19 protein-coding genes are annotated in these 17,364 nt (G+C 70.3%); 10 read left to right on the top strand and 9 right to left on the bottom strand.

The genetic code is table 11. The features are described 5' to 3' along the window. Positions 1–2 precede the first annotated feature (2 nt). On the top strand, positions 3–1,229 hold the full coding sequence (argJ, locus tag ACLFRB_RS07350) for a bifunctional glutamate N-acetyltransferase/amino-acid acetyltransferase ArgJ (protein WP_411068363.1): 1,227 nt from the start codon (positions 3–5) through the stop codon (positions 1,227–1,229). Between the two features lie 177 nt (positions 1,230–1,406). Beyond that, the gene (locus tag ACLFRB_RS07345; protein WP_411068362.1) at positions 1,407–1,826 is read left to right on the top strand and encodes a (deoxy)nucleoside triphosphate pyrophosphohydrolase; all 420 of its coding nucleotides are present in this window, start codon (positions 1,407–1,409) and stop codon (positions 1,824–1,826) included. Here the strand turns inward: ACLFRB_RS07345 and ACLFRB_RS07340 are convergent. The 5 genes from ACLFRB_RS07340 to ftsY form a co-directional block, all read right to left on the bottom strand. Then, positions 1,823–2,440, bottom strand: a complete 618-nt coding sequence (locus ACLFRB_RS07340; RefSeq protein ID WP_411068377.1) for a thiamine phosphate synthase — start codon at positions 2,438–2,440, stop codon at positions 1,823–1,825. The two genes, ACLFRB_RS07345 and ACLFRB_RS07340, sit on opposite strands and share 4 nt — an antisense overlap. Positions 2,441–2,459: 19 nt before the next feature. After that, positions 2,460–3,329, bottom strand: coding sequence for an RNA polymerase sigma factor RpoH (gene rpoH, locus ACLFRB_RS07335; protein WP_411068361.1), 870 nt, complete (start codon positions 3,327–3,329; stop codon positions 2,460–2,462). Positions 3,330–3,525: 196 nt separating this feature from the next. Continuing rightward, complete coding sequence (ftsX, locus tag ACLFRB_RS07330) at positions 3,526–4,443, bottom strand: permease-like cell division protein FtsX (RefSeq protein WP_411068360.1); 918 nt, start codon at positions 4,441–4,443, stop codon at positions 3,526–3,528. Next, positions 4,443–5,096 (bottom strand): cell division ATP-binding protein FtsE, encoded by a 654-nt coding sequence (gene ftsE / locus ACLFRB_RS07325; protein ID WP_411068359.1) that lies wholly within the window; start codon positions 5,094–5,096, stop codon positions 4,443–4,445. Before ftsE ends, ftsX begins: the two co-directional genes overlap by 1 nt. Then, a complete protein-coding gene (ftsY, locus tag ACLFRB_RS07320; RefSeq protein ID WP_411068358.1) occupies positions 5,083–6,081 on the bottom strand; it encodes a signal recognition particle-docking protein FtsY in 999 nt (332 codons plus the stop codon). Before ftsY ends, ftsE begins: the two co-directional genes overlap by 14 nt. A 96-nt stretch (positions 6,082–6,177) precedes the next feature. On the opposite strand from ftsY, the gene ACLFRB_RS07315 reads away from it, so the two are divergent. From ACLFRB_RS07315 to ggt, 7 genes are all read left to right on the top strand, one after another. Then, positions 6,178–7,539, top strand: coding sequence for a M16 family metallopeptidase (locus ACLFRB_RS07315; RefSeq protein WP_411068357.1), 1,362 nt, complete (start codon positions 6,178–6,180; stop codon positions 7,537–7,539). Then, positions 7,536–8,939: a M16 family metallopeptidase gene (locus ACLFRB_RS07310; protein ID WP_411068356.1), complete on the top strand. Its 1,404-nt coding sequence runs from the start codon at positions 7,536–7,538 to the stop codon at positions 8,937–8,939. The genes ACLFRB_RS07315 and ACLFRB_RS07310 overlap by 4 nt, the downstream gene beginning before the upstream one ends. A gap of 154 nt (positions 8,940–9,093) precedes the next feature. Further along, positions 9,094–9,951: a response regulator gene (locus tag ACLFRB_RS07305; protein ID WP_411068355.1), complete on the top strand. Its 858-nt coding sequence runs from the start codon at positions 9,094–9,096 to the stop codon at positions 9,949–9,951. Between the two features lie 36 nt (positions 9,952–9,987). Further along, the gene (rsmD, locus tag ACLFRB_RS07300; protein WP_411068354.1) at positions 9,988–10,536 is read left to right on the top strand and encodes a 16S rRNA (guanine(966)-N(2))-methyltransferase RsmD; all 549 of its coding nucleotides are present in this window, start codon (positions 9,988–9,990) and stop codon (positions 10,534–10,536) included. Between the two features lie 34 nt (positions 10,537–10,570). After that, on the top strand, positions 10,571–11,092 hold the full coding sequence (gene coaD / locus ACLFRB_RS07295; protein ID WP_411068376.1) for a pantetheine-phosphate adenylyltransferase: 522 nt from the start codon (positions 10,571–10,573) through the stop codon (positions 11,090–11,092). 4 nt (positions 11,093–11,096) lie between these two features. Then, positions 11,097–11,351 (top strand): YfhL family 4Fe-4S dicluster ferredoxin, encoded by a 255-nt coding sequence (locus ACLFRB_RS07290; RefSeq protein ID WP_411068353.1) that lies wholly within the window; start codon positions 11,097–11,099, stop codon positions 11,349–11,351. A gap of 41 nt (positions 11,352–11,392) precedes the next feature. Then, on the top strand, positions 11,393–13,105 hold the full coding sequence (gene ggt, locus ACLFRB_RS07285; protein WP_411068352.1) for a gamma-glutamyltransferase: 1,713 nt from the start codon (positions 11,393–11,395) through the stop codon (positions 13,103–13,105). A 126-nt stretch (positions 13,106–13,231) separates the two neighbouring features. On the opposite strand, the gene ACLFRB_RS07280 is transcribed toward ggt, so the two are convergent. The 4 genes from ACLFRB_RS07280 to ACLFRB_RS07265 all read right to left on the bottom strand — a co-directional run bounded on the left by ACLFRB_RS07280 (position 13,232) and on the right by ACLFRB_RS07265 (position 16,272). Continuing rightward, the gene (locus ACLFRB_RS07280) at positions 13,232–13,861 is read right to left on the bottom strand and encodes a peroxiredoxin (protein ID WP_411068351.1); all 630 of its coding nucleotides are present in this window, start codon (positions 13,859–13,861) and stop codon (positions 13,232–13,234) included. A 227-nt stretch (positions 13,862–14,088) separates the two neighbouring features. Beyond that, the gene (gene mutM, locus ACLFRB_RS07275) at positions 14,089–14,907 is read right to left on the bottom strand and encodes a bifunctional DNA-formamidopyrimidine glycosylase/DNA-(apurinic or apyrimidinic site) lyase (RefSeq protein ID WP_411068350.1); all 819 of its coding nucleotides are present in this window, start codon (positions 14,905–14,907) and stop codon (positions 14,089–14,091) included. 26 nt (positions 14,908–14,933) lie between these two features. After that, positions 14,934–15,680: an adenosylcobinamide-GDP ribazoletransferase gene (locus ACLFRB_RS07270; protein ID WP_411068349.1), complete on the bottom strand. Its 747-nt coding sequence runs from the start codon at positions 15,678–15,680 to the stop codon at positions 14,934–14,936. Between the two features lies 1 nt (position 15,681). Next, positions 15,682–16,272, bottom strand: coding sequence for a histidine phosphatase family protein (locus tag ACLFRB_RS07265; protein ID WP_411068348.1), 591 nt, complete (start codon positions 16,270–16,272; stop codon positions 15,682–15,684). Positions 16,273–16,487: 215 nt separating this feature from the next. Here ACLFRB_RS07265 and ACLFRB_RS07260 point away from each other — a divergent pair. Then, positions 16,488–17,364, top strand: an 877-nt coding sequence (locus ACLFRB_RS07260; RefSeq protein WP_411068347.1) for a cytochrome-c peroxidase, incomplete at its 3' end; no start/stop codon positions are given.

Raw genomic sequence — 17,364 nt, 5'->3', positions numbered from 1 at the left:
CTATGGCGGTGGGTCCGGACGACCGGCCCGAGCTGGTGGCGGTCCCGGGCGTCCGGCTGGGGACCGCGGCCGCCGGGTTCAAGGACCCCGACCGGGAGGACCTTTTGCTGGTGGCCCTGGCGCCGGGCAGCCGGACCGCCGCGGTGTTTACCCGCAACCGCCTGCGCGCCGCGCCGGTGCTGGTGGCCGAGGAAAACTTGGCCGCCGCGGCGCCCCGCGCCCTGCTGGTGAACTCGGGCAACGCCAACGCCGCCACCGGGCAGCCCGGCCTGGAGGTGGCCCGGGAGAGCTGCCGGTTGGTTGCCGAGGCCCTGGAGGTGGAGGCCGACGCGGTGCTGCCCTTCTCCACCGGCGTGATCGGGGAGCCCCTGCCCCTGGAGCCCTTCGACGGGGCCCTTCCAGTGTGCGTCAGCCGCCTCCGGGAGGAGCCCGAGGCCTGGTGGGCGGCCGCCGAGGCCATCGGCACCACCGACACCCGGCTGAAGGGGGCCAGCCGCTCCCTGGAGCTGGCGGGGACCCCGGTGCACATCACCGGAATCGCCAAGGGCTCCGGCATGATCCACCCCAACATGGCCACCATGCTCGCCTTCGTGGCCCTGGACGCCCCGGTGGCCGACGAGGGCCTGCGGGTCATGCTGGAGACCGCCGTTGGGGAGAGCTTCAACCGCATCAGCGTGGACGGGGACACCTCCACCAACGACGCCCTGACCCTCACCGCCACCGGCCAGGCGCCCATGGCCCCGGTGGAATCCGTCACCGACCCCCGGTACCGGGAGCTTACCGAGGGCGTGACGGAGGTCTGCCGGGAGCTCGCCCTGGCCATCGTCCGCGACGGCGAGGGGGCCACCAAGCTCCTCACCATTCGGGTCTCCGGCGCCGACTCCGACGCGGAAGCCGAGGCCGTCGCCGACCGCGTCGCGCGCTCTCCCCTGGTGAAGACCGCCGCCTACGCCAGCGATCCAAACTGGGGGCGGATCCTCGCGGCGGCGGGGGCCGCAGCACCGGAGGACCTGGACTGGAGCCGGGTGACCCTGCACATCGGCGAGGTCTGCGTGGTTCGTGGCGGGGTGCGCGCGGCTGAGTACACCGAGGAGGCCGGGCAGGCGGCCATGGCGCCCGAGGAGGTGACCGTGCACCTCGACCTGGGCCGGGGCCGCGGGTCCGCCCTCCGCTGGACCTGCGACTTCTCCCACGAGTACGTGACCATCAACGCCGAGTACCGCACCTAGGTACCTGCGGATGTGGGGACCGCAGAGACGCGGAGGGCGTCGAGAAAAGGCCCGCAACGGCCGGCAGGCCCCTTTGCCCGGAGGAAGGATCCCCTTTCCCTCTGGATTCCTGGTTTCCCAGTCTCTTTTCCTTCTCCGTGACCTCAGCGGTTAATCCGGCGTCGAACAGGGGTGGCCGTGGCCGTCGACCCTGAGCTCCATGTTGCGGTGGGATTGGTTCGGCGGGAGGGGTGTTTCCTTCTCGGAAGCCGTGACCCCGACAGGCCGGGAGGCGGGATCTGGGAATTCCCGGGCGGCAAGCTGGAAGCCGGGGAGACGGCGGAGGCGGCCCTGCATCGGGAGCTTGCCGAGGAAGTGGGCATTCACGTCCATTCGGTCCACACCTACCCGGCCTTCGATCACCGTCAGCGGGACTACGCGGTCCGCCTGTATCCCTTTCTGGTGCCGGAATTTTCCGGAATACCTAGCGGGCTGGAGGGCCAGGCTCTGCGCTGGGTGGCGGAGGCGGAGCTGTGGGCGGAGGCCGACGCCATGCCCGGCGCCAACGGCCCCCTGCTCCACCACCTGGCGGCCTGCGGCCTGTTCGAGCCCCGCTAACCCCCGACCCTGCCCCGAACGGCTCCCCGCGTTTCCCCTTCCAGCGCAGCCAGCAGGCTCCGTACCGCCCCGGAGACGTCCGGGGCGGCCAGTATGGCGTCCATGCAGGCCACCCCCCGGGCGCCGGCATTGCGGGCCGCGACGGCGTTGGCGGGGGTGACGCCGCCCAGGGCGACTACGGGGACGGGGCTTTCCGCGGCCAGGGCGGCGAACCGCTCGGGGCCCAGAGGAATGGCGTCGGGGTGGGTGCGGGTGGCGAAGAGGGGGGAGAGCAGGACGAAGGCGGCCCCCACCTGGCAGGCGCGCTCCAGCCCGGCGCGGTCGTGGGCGGCCACGCTCAGGGGGCCGTCCCATTGGTCGGCGGGAGGGCGGGGCAGCCCCTCGGGCAGATGGAGGGCGTCGGCCCCCACGGCCCGCGCCAGCCCGGGTCGGCCGTTGACGAACAGCCGCGCGCCGCGGGCGCGGGTGGCCTCGCGCAGGGCGGTGCCGAGGGCGTGGGCCTCGTCGTCGGGAAGATCGCGGTCGCGGAGCTGAACGGCCGGGAGGCCCGCATCCAGCGCCGTGGTCGCCACCTGAAGCAGGGGGCGGCCGGCGGTGCGGTTGCGGTCGGTGATCAGGAGGAGGGGGGGAGCCTCAAGCGTTTTCGGCCTCCATGGCCTCGGCGATGGGGCCCTGCAGCTTGGTCAGCGCCTTGCGCTCGATCTGGCGCACGCGCTCGGCGGAGATTTGGAGCTCGTCGGCCAGCTCCTGGAGGGTGGCCGCCGGCTCGGTCAGCCAGCGCCGCTGGATGATCTCGCGGCTGCGCGTGTCCAGGTTGGCCAGGGCGCTGGCCAGCGCCTCGCCGGTACGCTCCTTGAGCTCCGATTCGGCCAGCTCCTCCTCCACGGATTCGCCGCCGTCGGGGAGCATGTCCACCCGGGTGTCGCCGTCCTCGTCCTCGCCGATGGGCTCGTTGAGGGACTGGTCCCCGCGGGACATGACGGCGTCCATCTTGAGCACCTGCTCCTCGGGCACCTGCAGGTCCTCGGCGATGTCCCGGGCCTCCTCGCGGGACAGCCAAGAGAGGTGCTTCTTGGTCTTGCGCAGGTTGAAGAACAGCTTGCGCTGCGCCTTGGTGGTGGCCACCTTGACCATGCGCCAGTTGCGCAGGATGTACTCGTGGATCTCCGCCCGGATCCAGTGCACGGCAAAGCTCACCAGCCGGACGCCGCGGTCCGGATCGAAGTTCTTCACCGCCTTCATGAGGCCGATGTTGCCCTCCTGGATCAGATCCGCGAAGGGCAGGCCGTAATCCTGGTAGCCGCGGGCGATCCGGACCACCACCCGCAGGTGGGACAGGACCAGGGCGCGGGCCGCTTCCAGATCCTCCTCGCTACGATACCGCCGGGCGTAGTCCTGCTCCTCCTCCCAGGAAAGCAGGGGGAGCCGGCGCACGTAGGACAGATAGCTCTCCAGAGAGCCGCTATGGGCATCAATCGAGAGGGTGAGGCTCTTGGAAGCCATGGGCTGGACCTCCCCTGGTTGCAAAAAGGTTCCGGACTCGGGGCTACGGACCGCCTCGGTAACGGTTCGGGAGGCGTAAGTCGTTACGCCGTCGCCCTTATTCCTTAGAGGCCGGTTCCCGTCCGAAGTTCCGGGACCGTGGGCGGGTCTCCCTCCTAAGGTGGGGGCCGGCCCGGAGGATTTCAAGGGGATCCCCTCAGGCGGGCTCGATCTCCCTCAGGTGGCGGCGCACCGCCACCCGCGAGCCCAGCCAGCCGAGGGCGCCCCCGGCTAGCAGCAGATTGCCGTAGAAGGCCGCGCCGGGCCCTTCCAGGCCCAGTCGTGCCCCGTAGCGGGCGGCCAGGTCCGCCACCGCCGCGTCCAGGAAGGCCAGGGCCATCGCCACCAGCACGCCCGCCCCCACCGCCGCCAGGAGGCCCTGCATCAGGCCCGCGTACAGGAAGGGCCGACGCACGAAGGCGTCGGTGCCGCCGATCATCTTCACCACCTCGATCTCCCGGCGGCGCGCGGCCACCGCCAGGCGGATGGTGTTGCCGATGACCAGGATCACCACGCCGCCCAGGATCAGGGCGATGCCTCCGCCGAGGCTGCGCAGGAAATCCACCACCGCCTGGAAACGCTCCACCCACTGCCGCTCGTACTGCACTTGATCCACCCCGGACCAGCCGTCGATGTCCTCGGCCAGGGCGGACATACGCTCGGGCGCGCGCCGGTCCGGGGCGACGGTGACCCGAAAGCTGCCCGGCAGGGGGTTGTCCGGCATGTCGGCCAGGGCGTCCCCCAGCCCCAGCAGATCGGCGGCCTCCTCCAGGGCCTGGTCAGGAGGGGTGTATGCCACCGCCTTGATGCCGTCGAGCTCCCGTAGCCGCTCCTCCATCGCCTCGCGGTCCGGGGGCTCTTCGGGGTGGAGGAAGACATTGAGGGTCCCCGGGGCGTCAAAGCCGTCCGTAAGGCGCTCCAGGTTGTCGGTGGTCACCAGGAGGATGGCGGGAAGGGCCAGGGCGAGGGCCAGCACCAGGGTGGTGAGCAGGGTGCTGCCCGGGGCCCGCCCGAGCTGGACCAGGGCGTCGTCGAAAGCCTCGCGGTGCTGGTGGAGCCGGATGCGGAGGGACATCAGGAGACCAACTGCCCTTCCCGCAACTGGATCTGCGGCAGGCCCAGCCGCTCCGGTTGCCCCAGATCGTGGGTGGCTACCAGCACCGTCACGCCGAACTGGTGGAACTCGTGGAACAGGTTCATGACCTCGTTGGCAAGCTTGCGGTCCAGGTTGCCCGTGGGCTCGTCGGCCAGTAGCAGGGAGGGCTTGTTTACCAGGGCGCGGGCGATGGCCACGCGTTGCTGCTCCCCGCCGGAGAGGGTGATGGGCGCCTTGTTCTGATGGCTTTCCAGGCCTACCTTGGACAGGGCCGCCTGCACCCGCCCCCGGATGCGCCGTTGGGGAAAGCCGGCCACCCGCAGCGCCAGGGCAACGTTGTCGAACACCGTGCGATCGTAGAGCAGCTTGTGGTCCTGGAAGACGGTGCCGATGGCCCGGCGCAGATGGGGGATGCGGCGCCGCGGGATGCGGGTGATCTCCTCGTCACCGAAGAAGATTCGGCCCCCCGAGGGGCGCTCCATGGCGGTGGCGAGCTTCAGCAGGGTGCTCTTGCCCGCCCCGGAGTGGCCGGTGAGGAAGTGCATGGAGCCGGGGGCCAAGTCCAGGGACACCCCCTGCAGGGCCGTATGGCCCTGGGGGTACCGCTTGGAGACCCGGTCAAGGCGTAGCATCGCCCGCTTCCGAGCCGGTATCGAGGAGGGCGTCCACGTAGGCTTCCGGGTCGAAGGGGCGCAGGTCTTCCACCCCCTCCCCGATGCCGATGTAGCGAATGGGCAGTCCCAGCCGGCGCACCAGGGAGACGGCGATGCCGCCCTTGGCGGTGCCGTCCAGCTTGGTCACCACCAGGCCGGTTAGGGGCACCGACTCGTGGAACTTCTCCGCCTGGGCGATGGCGTTCTGCCCGGTGGTGGCGTCCACCACCAGCCAGGTCTCGTGCGGGGCGTCGGCATTCAGGCGGTTCACTACCCGGCGTACCTTGGCCAGCTCCTCCATGAGGTTGGTCTTGGTGTGCAGCCGGCCCGCCGTGTCGGCGAGCAGGACGTCCGCCTCCCGGCTGGCGGCGGCCTGCACGGCGTCGTGGATCACCGAGGCCGAATCGGCCCCGGTATCCTGGGCCACCACCGGACAGCCGCAGCGCTCGCCCCACTGCTGGAGCTGTTCCACCGCCGCCGCCCGGAAGGTGTCGCCGGCGGCCAGCATTACCGACAGGCCCTCCTCCTGGTAGCGGGCGGCCAGCTTGCCGATGGTGGTGGTCTTGCCCACGCCGTTGACCCCCACCACCAGCACCACGCGCTGGTCGGCGCCGGGCTGCCAGTCCAGGGGGTCGGCGGGCACGGACACGGCCTCCACCAGGTGGTCGCGCAGGGCTTCCACCAGCGCCTCGGGGTCATCGAGATCGCGGCGTTTGACCCGATCGGTGATGGCCTCGATGATCTCCGTGGTAGCCTCCACTCCGACGTCGGCGGTAATCAGGAGGCTTTCCAGCTCCTCGATGAGCTCGTCGTCGATCTGCTTCTTGCCCGCCACCAGCCGGGCCAGACCCTCGGTGAAGCTGCCGCGGGTCTTGGCCAGGCCCTCCTTCATGCGGGCGAAGAGCCCCCGCCGATCGTTGCCGTTGTCGGCGGACTCCTGCGATTGGTTCTTACGCTTGAACATGCGCTCTCACTGCGTTGGGGATGCGGCGGGCGAATCGCCGCACCATGATAACCTGGAAGGCCCCGGATGCGCAGGATCCTTAACCTAGGAGAAGACATGCTCAAAGGTCCAGCTGCCGCGCGCCTGCTTTCCGCCCTGGGCGCCCTGATCCTGGCGGCCGCGCCCGTCCAGGCCCAGGAGGAGGTGGTCTCCCACACCCTGTCCAACGGCATGGAGGTGCTGGTGAAGCCCGACCGCCGTGCGCCGGTGGTCACCTCCATGGTCTGGTACCGGGTCGGGGGGCTCGATGAGCCCCGCGGCCGGACGGGCATCTCCCACGTGCTCGAGCACATGATGTTCAAGGGCACGGAGGAGGTGGGCCCCGGCGAGCTCTCGGAGATCATTGCCCGCAACGGCGGCGAGGAGAACGCCTTCACCGGCCAGGACTACACCGCCTACTTCGAGCAGCTCGCCGCCGATCGCCTGGATGTGGCCTTGCGCCTGGAGGCGGACCGCATGGTCAACCTCCTCCTGCCGCCGGAGGAATTCGACAAGGAGGCTAAGGTGGTCATGGAGGAGCGCCGCCTGCGCGTGGAGGACAACCCGCAGGCCAAGGCCCGGGAGGTGCTGTCCTCGGTGGCTTTTGACGCCAGCGGCTACGGCGACCCCATCATCGGCTGGATGCCCGACCTCAAGGCTCTCACCGTGGAGCAGACCGAGGCCTGGTACCGCGAATACTACGCCCCGGCCAACGCCCGCCTGGTGGTGGCGGGGGATGTGGATCCCGAGGAGGTCTTCGCCAAGGCGGAAGAGTATTTCGGCGACCTGGAGGGCGGCGAGGAAGGCCCGCAGCGGCCCACCTACGGGGCGGACCCGGGGGGCGAGCGACAGGCGGACATCACCGGCCGGGCGCGGGTGCCGTATCTGGTGGCCGGCTACCGCGTGCCCAACCTGCCCGCGGCCGAGGAGGAGTGGGAGCCCTACGCCCTGCGGGTCCTGGCCGGGATCCTGAGCGAGGGGCGCTCCGCCCGCCTCCCAGCGCGGCTGGTGCGGGAGCAGGGCGTGGCGGCCGCGGCGGATACCTTCTACGACCCGGCAAGCCGGGACTCCGGCCTGTTCTACGTGGACGGCGTCCCCGCCGGCGATACCTCTATGGGCGATCTGGAGGAAGCCCTGCTGGCCGAGGTCCGCACCCTGCGGGAGGACCTGGTGCCCGCCGAGGAGCTGGACCGGGTCAAGCGCCAGATCGAGGCAGACGAGGTGTTCGAGCGCGACTCGGTGTTCTACCAGGCCATGCAGATCGGCAAGCTGGAGACCATCGGCTACGGACACGAGTACCTGGACACCTACGTGGACCGCATCCGTGCCGTGACCCCCGAGCAGGTCCGGGAGGTGGCCCGCAAGTACCTCCAGCCCGAGCGCCGCACGGTGGTGCGGCTCCACCCCGAAAAGCCCCAATCCGCGGAGGAGGAATCGTGAGCACAGGAACGGCGACGGGGATGCTCCGGAGGGGGGGCGTGCGCGCCCTCCTGGTGGCGGCAGGACTGGCCCTGGGGGCGGGAAGCGCTCCGGCGGAGGACCGGGCGGAGGAGGGGGAATATTCCGTCCCCATCGAGACCTGGCAAATGGACAACGGCGCCCGGGTCTACTTCGTGCACCGCCCCTCGCTGCCCATGGTAAGCGTCCGTGCCACTTTTGACGCGGGGAGCGCGCGGGACCCCGAGGGGCGCCACGGCCTGTCCGCCCTGGTGGCCCGCATGCTGAACGAGGGCGCCGGCGACCTCTCCTCCGACGCCTTCGCCCGCGAGGTGGACGGGCTGGGCCTGGACTTCGAAGCCTCGAGCAGCCGCGACACCTTCTCGGTGCAGGTCACCAGCCTCACCAGCGAGGGAACGGAAAGGGAGGCCCTGGACCTCATGGCCTTGGCCCTGCGGGACCCGGTATTCCCCGAGGAGGCCCTGCAGCGGGAGCGCCAGCGTCAGATCATCTCCATCCGCCGCGACCGGGAGGACCCCCAGACCGAGGGGGTGAAGGCCTTCTTCCGGGCCGTGTACGGCGACCACCCCTACGCCCACCCGGGCAAAGGCATCCCGGAGCACCTCCGGGAAATCGGCCGCGAGGACCTGCAGGAATTCGCGGAGGACCACTTTGTGGGAGCCAACGCCACCATCGCCGTGGTGGGGGATCTGGAACAGGAGGATGCCCGGCAGCTCCTGGCCGACACCCTGGGCGGGCTCCCGGAGGGCTCCCGGCCCGAGCCCCTGCCCGAGGTTCCCGAGCTCGAAGGTCCGCAACAGGTCTTCCTGGAGCGCGACGTCACCCAGGCCCACGTGCTCATGGGCCAGCCCGCCATCCGCCGCGGCGGGGAGGACTACTTCCCCTTGTTGGTGGGCAACTACAGTCTGGGCGGCGGCGGCTTCGCCTCCCGGCTGGTGGGGGCCGTGCGCGAGGAGCGCGGCCTGTCCTACAGCGTGTTCAGCACCTTCCGCGGCTTGCAGCGCCGGGGGCCCTTCGTCGCTGGGCTCCAGACGGCCAACGAGAACCTCGCAAAGGCCCTTGATGTGCTGCAGGGCGAGGTGAAGGAGTTCGTCCAGGACGGGCCCACCGAGGAGGAGGTGGAGGCCGCTCAGCGCTACCTCACCGGTTCCTTCCCGCTGGATATCGCCGGCAACAAGGACATCGTGAGCAACCTGGGCACCATGGGCTTCTACGATCTCGGCGAGGACTACCTGGAGCGCTACATTCCCCGGGTCCGGGCGGTGGACGAAGAGGCCATCCGGGCCGCCATGGACGGCCGCCTCGACCCGGAGCGCATGGTCACGGTGGTGGTGGGGGCCGAACGTCCCGAGGGCTTTGAGGAGGTCGAAACGGGGCAGTGAGCGGTATAAGCCGATAGGTTTCCATGACAAGCCATGTTGTGGGAACCTATAGCCCGAACTGTCCCAGTAGGGAGCAGGGGGTGTCCGGGGCGGGGTTCCCCGTACGTGTGGCATGGCTCGCCCCCGTAATGGGCCACAGCCGGAGGGAAGAAACATGGCCGATGTCGTACAGCGGGTGCTGCTGGTGGAGGATTCCGCTTCCTCCCGGCAAATGCTGGAGCACATCCTCCGTTCGGGCGGGTTCGATGTGATCTCCGCCGAGAACGGACAGGAGGCGCTGGAAAGCTTGCAGCTGCGGCGCCCGGACGCCATCGTCTCCGACATCATGATGCCGGAGATGGACGGCTACGAGTTCTACCGCGAGGTGCGCAGCCAGGGGCGGTACGCCCTGGTGCCCTTCCTGTTCCTTACCGCCAAGGAGGAGGTCCAGGACCAGGTGTACGGCCTGTCCCTCGGCGCCGACGACTACATCACCAAGCCCATCGAGGCCGAGGAGCTGCTGGCCCGGATCCGCACCGCCCTGAAGCGCACCGAGCGGTTCTTCCAGGTCTACCAGCGCGATCCCGTCACCGGCATGATGATGCCGGAGCCCTTCCGCGAGCAGGTGCTGGCCGAGGAGTCGCGGGCCGAGCGCTTCGGACGCCAGTTCAGCGTCCTAACCCTCAAGCTCGATCAGCTCTCCAGCTATCGAAAGGAGTTCGGCGATTTCACCGCCGACGCCTTCCTGGAGCAGGTGGGCAAGCTACTGGGCCAGAACATGCGCAAGTACAACCAGATCAGCCGGTCCGGGATGGACCATTTCACCGTCCTGCTGCCCGAGGCCGGCGCCCAGGACGCCCAGGACGCCGGGGCCATCTGGAAGGACCGCATCGCCGGCCAGCGCTACACCACGCCCCAGGGTGGGCGGGAGCTGGACCTGACCGCCACCGCCATCACCGCCACCTATCCCGAGGACGGCGGCACCAGCGCCCTGCTGGAGCACTGCGGAGTGGGTCTCGAGCGGAAGTGGTGAACACCGGGCCGGCTCGGCCCGGATGAGGGACGCACCGTGCGGGTGATCGGCGGTCAGGCCAAGGGGCGCAGCCTGCGGGTGCCCCGGGGCAGGGGGGTGCGCCCCACGGCGGACCGGGTGCGGGAGACCCTGTTCAACTGGCTCCAGGGCGAGGTGGAAGGCAGCGTCGCGCTGGACCTGTTCGCCGGCAGCGGCGCCCTGGGGATCGAGGCCCTGTCCCGGGGCGCCGACCACGCCACCTTCGTGGAATCGGCCCGTGGGGCCCAGGCCGCCCTGCGGGAGAACCTCGCCCTGTTCGGCGAGGACCCCCGCATCCGGGTGGTGTCCGCCTCGGCGTGGCGGTTCCTGGAGGGCCCCGCGGAGCGCCCCTTCGACCTGGTATTCCTCGATCCCCCCTTCGGCCACGGCTGGGCCGCACGCGCCGCGGCCGTCCTGGAAGAGGGCGGCTGGCTGGCGCAGGAGGCCCGGATCTTCCTGGAGGTGGGCGGCGACGAGGACCCCCCGGCGGTCCCGGCGGGCTGGCGGGACGATCGCCGGGGTAGCTGCGGCGAATCCGCCTTCCATCTCTATCGGCGGGAGGGCTAGCCCCGCCCATGGGAGGACTGCCGTGACAGCGAAAATGCCGGGGCGGGACCCCCGGGTGGCCCTGTACCCGGGCACCTTCGACCCCATCACCAAGGGCCACGAGGACCTGATCCGCCGGGCGAGCCGCCTCTTCGACGAGGTGGTGGTGGCGGTGGCCGCCAACTACGCCAAGGGGCCCTGGTTTCCCCTGGAGGAGCGCGTGGCCCTGGTGGAGCGGGTCATGAGCGACGTGCCCAACCTTCGGGTGATCGCCTTCGACCGGCTGCTCATCGACATCGTCCACGAGCAGGGCGCCGGCGTGATCCTGCGGGGCCTGCGGGCCATCTCCGATTTCGAGTACGAGTTCCAGATGGCCTCCATGAACCGCAAGCTGGACGCGGATGTGGAGACCCTGTTCCTGATGACGGGCGAGTCCTATACCTACCTCTCCTCCGGGCTGGTGCGGGAGATCTACCGCATGGGCGGCGACGTCTCGGCCTTCGTCCACTCGGAGGTGGTGAGCGCCCTCAACCACCGCCTGGGCTCCGGCGCGGGGTCCGGCTCCGGGGAGGACTGAAGCGGTGTCTCTCTACATCACCGACGAATGCATCAACTGCGACGTCTGCGAGCCCGAGTGCCCCAACGAGGCCATCTACCAGGGCGAGGAGATCTTCGAGATCGACCCCGGGCGCTGCACCGAGTGCGTGGGGCACTACGACGAGCCGCAGTGCGTGGAGGTTTGTCCCGTGGACTGCATCCTCCCCGATCCCCAGCGCCGCGAGAGCGAGGAGACCCTCTACGCCCGCTACGAGGCCTTGATGGACGAGGCCTCCTGAGCCGGGTCCGGCTTCCGCGCCACACCGTTCCAGGAGCGACCATGTTCCGGCCCTCCCCAAGATCCCAGCGCTTCTTCCCGCTCCTGATGTTCCTCCTGCTTTTCTCGGTGCCGGTTTATGCGGAAGATGGACCGGAGCAGCCCGCGGTGGCGAGTGCTCACCCGAAGGCCACGGCGGCTGGGCGGGAGATCCTCGAAGCCGGGGGCAATGCCTTTGACGCGGCGGTAGCCGTTTCCGCCGCCCTGGCGGTGGTGGAGCCCTACGGATCGGGGCTCGGCGGGGGCGGGTTCTGGCTGCTGCGCACCGCGGACGGCCGGGAGGTCATGGTGGACGGCCGCGAAAAGGCACCGGCGGCCGCCACCCCGGACATGTACCAGGACGCCGAGGGCGAGGTGATCGAGGGGGCCTCCATCAACGGCCCCAAGGCGGCCGGCGTGCCCGGCGAGCCGGCGGCCCTGGCGCACCTGGCCGGGGAGTATGGCGAGCTGCCCCTGGCCGAGAGCTTGGCCCCGGCCATCCGCTATGCCCGGGAGGGCTTCGCCGTCACCGAGCGCTACCGCACCCTGGCGGAATTCCGGCTGGAGGTCCTGCGCCGTCATCCGCGCGCCGCGGAGGTGTTCCTCGCCGACAAGGAGGTGCCCGAAGTGGGCACGGTGATCCGCCAGCCGGATCTGGCCCGCACCCTGGAGCGCCTCGCCGCCGAAGGCCGGGACGGCTTTTACGCCGGCCCGGTGGCCCGCGAGCTGGCGGAGAGCAACCAGGCCGCCGGGGGCCTCATCACCCGGGAGGACCTGGCGGACTACGCGGTGGAGGAGCGTGAGCCCATCGCCTTTGAAGTGGCCGGCCACCGCGTGGTCGCTGCTCCTCCGCCGTCCTCCGGGGGCGTGGCCCTGGCTCAGATCCTGCGCATGCTGGAGGCCAAGGGCTACGGCGAGGCCGAGGGGGCGGCGCGGACCCACCTGCTCATCGAGGCCATGCGCCGCGCCTACCGGGACCGGGCCGTCCACCTCGGCGATTCCGACTTCGTGGACGTGCCCATGGAGCGCCTCACCAGCCGGGACTACAACGCCGGGCTGGCGGCCACCATCCATCCCGAGAAGGCCCTGCCCAGCGCCCACCTGCCCGGCCCGCCGGCGGCGCGGGGGGGGCGCAACACCACCCATTTCTCCGTCCTGGACGGAAAGGGCAACCGGGTGGCCGCCACCCTCTCCATCAACTACCCCTTCGGCAGCGGCTTCGTGGCCGGGGACACCGGCGTGGTCCTCAACGACGAGATGGACGACTTCGTGGCCAAGCCCGGGGAGCCCAATGCCTACGGCCTGGTGGGCGGGGAGGCCAACGCCATCGAGCCGGGCAAGCGGCCGCTGTCCTCCATGAGCCCCACCTTCGTGGAAGGCCCGGAGCGCTCCCTGATCGTGGGCACTCCCGGCGGCTCCCGCATCATCTCCATGGTGGCGCGGGCCGTGGCCGGCTTCGTCCACGACGAGGGCGGGGCGGAGGCCCTGACGCACTGGGTGGAGCGGCCCCGCTACCACCACCAGTACCTGCCGGACGAGATCCAGCACGAGCCCGGGGCCTTTTCCGAGGAGGAGCGCGCCGCCCTGGAGGAGATGGGCCATACCCTGGCGGAGATGGACCGCACCTACGGCGACATGCAGGCGGTCCTGTGGAACCGCGAGACCGGCACGGTGAAGGCCGCAGCCGATCCCCGAGGCGAGGGGGAGGCAAAGGTTCTGAGTCCGGAGACCCCCTAGCGGCTTCCTTCATGCTCCCGTTCCGAGTGCTCCTCCAGGGCCCTGGGGCACCCGGGACCGCCCCCGTACGGACCACGAAAAGGCCCCGCCAGGGAGGCGGGGCCAGGGAGCCGCGCGGCAGGTAGCTCAGCTTACCTTGGTCAGGCGCAGATAGGGCTTGAGCTCCTCGAAGCCCTGCGGGAAGCGCTTCTGCGCCTCCTCATTGCTCACCGTGGGCGGGATGATCACCTTGTCGCCCTTGGTCCAGTCCGCCGGGGTGGCGATCCCGTGGGCGTCCCCCACCTGCAGGGCGTCGATCACCCGGAGGATCTCGTCGAAGTTGCGGCCCACGGACATGGGATAGGTCATGGTGAGGCGGATCTTCTTCTTGGGGTCGATGATGAAGACCGAGCGCACCGCGGCGGTGCTGCTCTCCTCCGGATGGATCATCTCGTAGAGCTTGGAGATCTTGAGGTCCGCATCGGCCACGATGGGGAAGTCGAGGGTGGTGTTCTGGGTCTCGTTCACGTCCTCGATCCACTTGACGTGCTCCTCCACCGTGTCCGTGGAAAGCCCCAGCGGCTTGACGTTGCGGGCCTCGAACTCCTTGGCCAGCTGGGCGGTACGCCCCATCTCCGTGGTGCATACCGGGGTGAAGTCCGCCGGATGGCTGAAGAAGAAGCACCAGGAGTCGCCGATCCAGTCGTGGAATTTGATGGTGCCCTTGGTGGTCTCGATCTCGAAGTCCGGTGCGGTGTCGCCCAGGTGAAGTGCCATGGGATGCTCCTTTTACGGTTGGTGGGGAGGTTGAGCAGTTCAGCGTAACAGGTTGTCCGCCCTGGTTCATTCTTGTCCCAAGGTGGAGTTTTCCGGGCTGGGCTCCGGTTCACCTGGAGAATGAACAGGTCCTACTCCTTGGACAGCGCGCGTGCGCCAAAATCCTCCCAACCGTTCTCCCTGCGGGCATCCCTGATCCAGCCATTTGAAGGAGAAATCGCCCTGGTTTAGCGCTGGCAGCCCGGGCAGAAGAAGCTCGACCGCTGCCCGATGACCGCCTTGCGGATGCCCCGCCCGCAGACGGGGCACGCCTCCCCCTCCCGGCCGTAGACCGCCAGCTCCTGCCGGAAATAGCCCGGGGCGCCTTCCCCGCTGGTGAAGTCGCGGAGCGTGGTGCCGCCCGCCGCGATGGCCTCCTCCAGGACCGCCGCCACCGCCGCCGCCAGGAGGACGTAGCGGTCCCGGCCGACGCGGCCCGCCTCCCGGTCGGGCCGGATGCCCGCCCGGAACAGCGCCTCGCTGGCGTAGATGTTGCCTACCCCCACCACCACCTGGGCGTCCATGAGGAAATTCTTCACCGCCAGGCGCCGCCCCCGGCTGCGGCGGTGCAGGTAGTCGCCGGTCAGCTCCGGGGAAAGGGGCTCCGGCCCCAGGCCGGCCAGGCGGGGATGGCGCTCCGGCGGCTCCGGGGTCCAGAGGACGGCCCCGAAGCGGCGGGGGTCGCGCAGGCGCAGGACCCTCCCGCCCTCCAGCAGCAGGTCCACGTGGTCGTGGGCCGTGGGCGGGGTCTCCGCGGGCACCACCCGCAGGCTCCCCGACATCCCCAAGTGGAGCAGGAGGGTCCCGGCGTCGCCCAGGCGCAGCAGGAGGTACTTGGCGCGCCGCTCCACGGCGGAAACTCGCCTCCCGCGCAGGATGGCGTCCAGGTCCTCCGGAACCGGCCAGCGCAGGCGCGGATCCCGGACCCGGGCACCCTCCAGCCGCCGCCCCTCCACGTGGGGGGCGATGCCCCGGCGGGTGACCTCCACTTCCGGCAGCTCGGGCACGGTTACGAACCCTCGGGGATAGCGGGTTAGAAGGAGAGGCAGCCGCCAGGGCCCAGCAGCGCCGCCCCCAGCACGGCCACCTCCCCCAGCTCGCAGGCGGTGTCCAGGACCGGGGTGTTGAAGCCGCCCAGCACCCGCTTGGCGGTCCAGCGCAGGAGCACGGCGAGCAGGCCCAGGGCGCCGAGGGCCGCGAGGGGGCCGGGGACAGTCAGCGCCACCAGGATGGCCCCGGCCAGCGTGCCTACCAGCACAGCGGCCCGATCCATCCGGGGAATCCAGAGCAGGTCGCCGGGCTCGGCGGCGTGGGGCGTGGTGGCCAGGAGGGCCGTCAGCAGCACGCGGCCGGCCACGGGGGCGGCCAGCAGCCCCGCCCAGAGCTGGTGGTGGATCAGGCAGCCCACCGCCGCAGCCTTGGCTGCGGCCATTAGCACCACCGCCCCCACCGCCCAGGCCCGGGGCCGGTCGGCGCGCATGATGCGCAGCGTACGCCGCCGGTTCCCGCCGCCGGCGGCGAGGGCGCCGAGGGTTTCGGCGAGCCCCCGCAGGTGGCTGGCCCCCGTGAGCCCCACCCACAGCGCCGTGACCAGAAGCGCCGCCAGGAGGGTGGGCAGGCCCTGGAGAAGCAGGGCCCCCGCCACCAGCGCCGCACCCGCCACCAGCCCCGCCAGGGGATACCAGGGCGCGGCCCGGGCGTGGTCGGCGGGGGAGGCCCGGCCGGCGCCCGGTACGGGGATCAGGGTCAGGTCGGCGACGGCCAACAGCGCCGGGTGCAAGTCAGTCTTCCGGCGGCCGGGGCGCCAGGTGGCCGAGCCGGGGTCGGCCGTAGGGGGACTGGAAGCGGGCCCGCCCGGCGTAGGGGATCTGGAGCTGGAAGAGGTTCTCCAGGGGCATCCCCAGGTTGTGGGCGATGATGGTGCGCAGCACCCCGGCATGGCCCACGATCAGCAACGGGCCCTCCCCGGGCAGGTGCTCCTCGTAGGCGGCCAGCACCCGCCGGGTGAAATCCTCCATGGGCTCCGTGCCCGCGGGCCGGTTGCGCCAGGGGTCGCGCAGGAAGGCCTCCAGGGCCTCCGGCTCCTCCGCGCGGAGCTCGTCCAGGGTCCGGCCGGACCAGGGCCCGTAGTCCACCTCCATCAGCCGCTGGTCGCTGACTGCCTCCAGGCCCATGGCCCCGGCCAGGGCCTCGGCGAAGGCGGAGCAGCGCAGCAGGGGGGAGGTGACGATGCGCCGCCAGGGGCGGTGGGAGCCGACCGCCCCCCACATCTGCTCCCAGCCCCGTTCAGTGAGGGGATCGTCGGTCTGACCGCGATATTTCTTTCCCCCCTCGGGCTCGCCGTGGCGGAGGAGGTCGATGGAATCGTCCATGGTGCTTTGGTCTTGGCTCTTGGGACAAAGGGGTACTGTCCCCATTTTAGCGGAAGACAAGCCGCCCGGCAGGGTTGCAGGCGTCCGGGGCGGTGGCCATACTCAATACCCGCAAAAGGATTGAGCCTGTTTTTTAGACCTTGTCTAAATATTCAGGAGATGATAATAATACGCTCACATTCTTGATCGCGAAACGCTTGGACAAGGAGAGGGGTATGAAGGCGAGTGAACGGTTGCATTCCTGGGGACGGCGGGGCGGCTCCCTGCTGGCAGCGGCCGGCGCGTTGGTCCTGGCCGGAAACGCCGCGGCCTACGACTGGCAGGCCCTGCCGGAGGAAGCGCCCTCCCCGGAGAACAACCCCACCACCGAGGAGAAGGTGGAGCTGGGCAAGAAGCTGTTCTTCGATCCGCGCTACTCCGAGACGGGAACGGTCTCCTGCAACACCTGCCACAACGTGATGGAAGGCGGTGACGACGGCCGGCCCACCTCCATGGGCGTGCACGGCAAGACCGGCCCGCGCAACGCCCCCACGGTCTGGAACAGCGCCTTTAATGCCTCTCAGTTCTGGGACGGCCGCGCCGAAACCCTGGAGGAGCAGGCCAAGGGGCCGGTGCTCGCCGAGGTGGAGATGGGCGTGGAGGCCCTGGAGGTGGCCCTGGAGCGGGTGGCATCCATCCCCGGCTACCGCGAGATGTTCAAGGAGGCCTTCGCCGAGGATGAGGACCCCATTTCGGTGGAGAACGCCACCAAGGCGGTGGCCGCCTTCGAGCGCACCCTGATCACGCCGAACAGCCCCTACGACCGTTACGTGGAAGGCGACGAGGATGCCCTTACCGAGCAACAGGTGCGGGGCATGGAGACCTTCAACGAGGTGGGCTGCACCTCCTGCCACAGCGGCCCCAACTTCAGCGGCAACCAGTTGGAGCAGGAGAAGGGCGAGGGCGTCTACCAGAAGTTCCCCACGTTCAGCGACAACGAGTACGTGGAGAAATACAACCTGATGGAAGACAAGGGCCGGGCCGAGCACACCGATGAGGAGGCCGACGCCCACATGTACAAGGTGCCCACCCTGCGCAACGTGGCCCTGACCT

The sequence above is a fragment of the Thiohalorhabdus sp. genome (assembly GCF_046545655.1).
GTDB lineage: Bacteria > Pseudomonadota > Gammaproteobacteria > Thiohalorhabdales > Thiohalorhabdaceae > Thiohalorhabdus.
The sequence above is the reverse complement of the archived record's forward strand: the minus strand, read 5'-3'. Positions and strand labels throughout refer to the sequence as shown.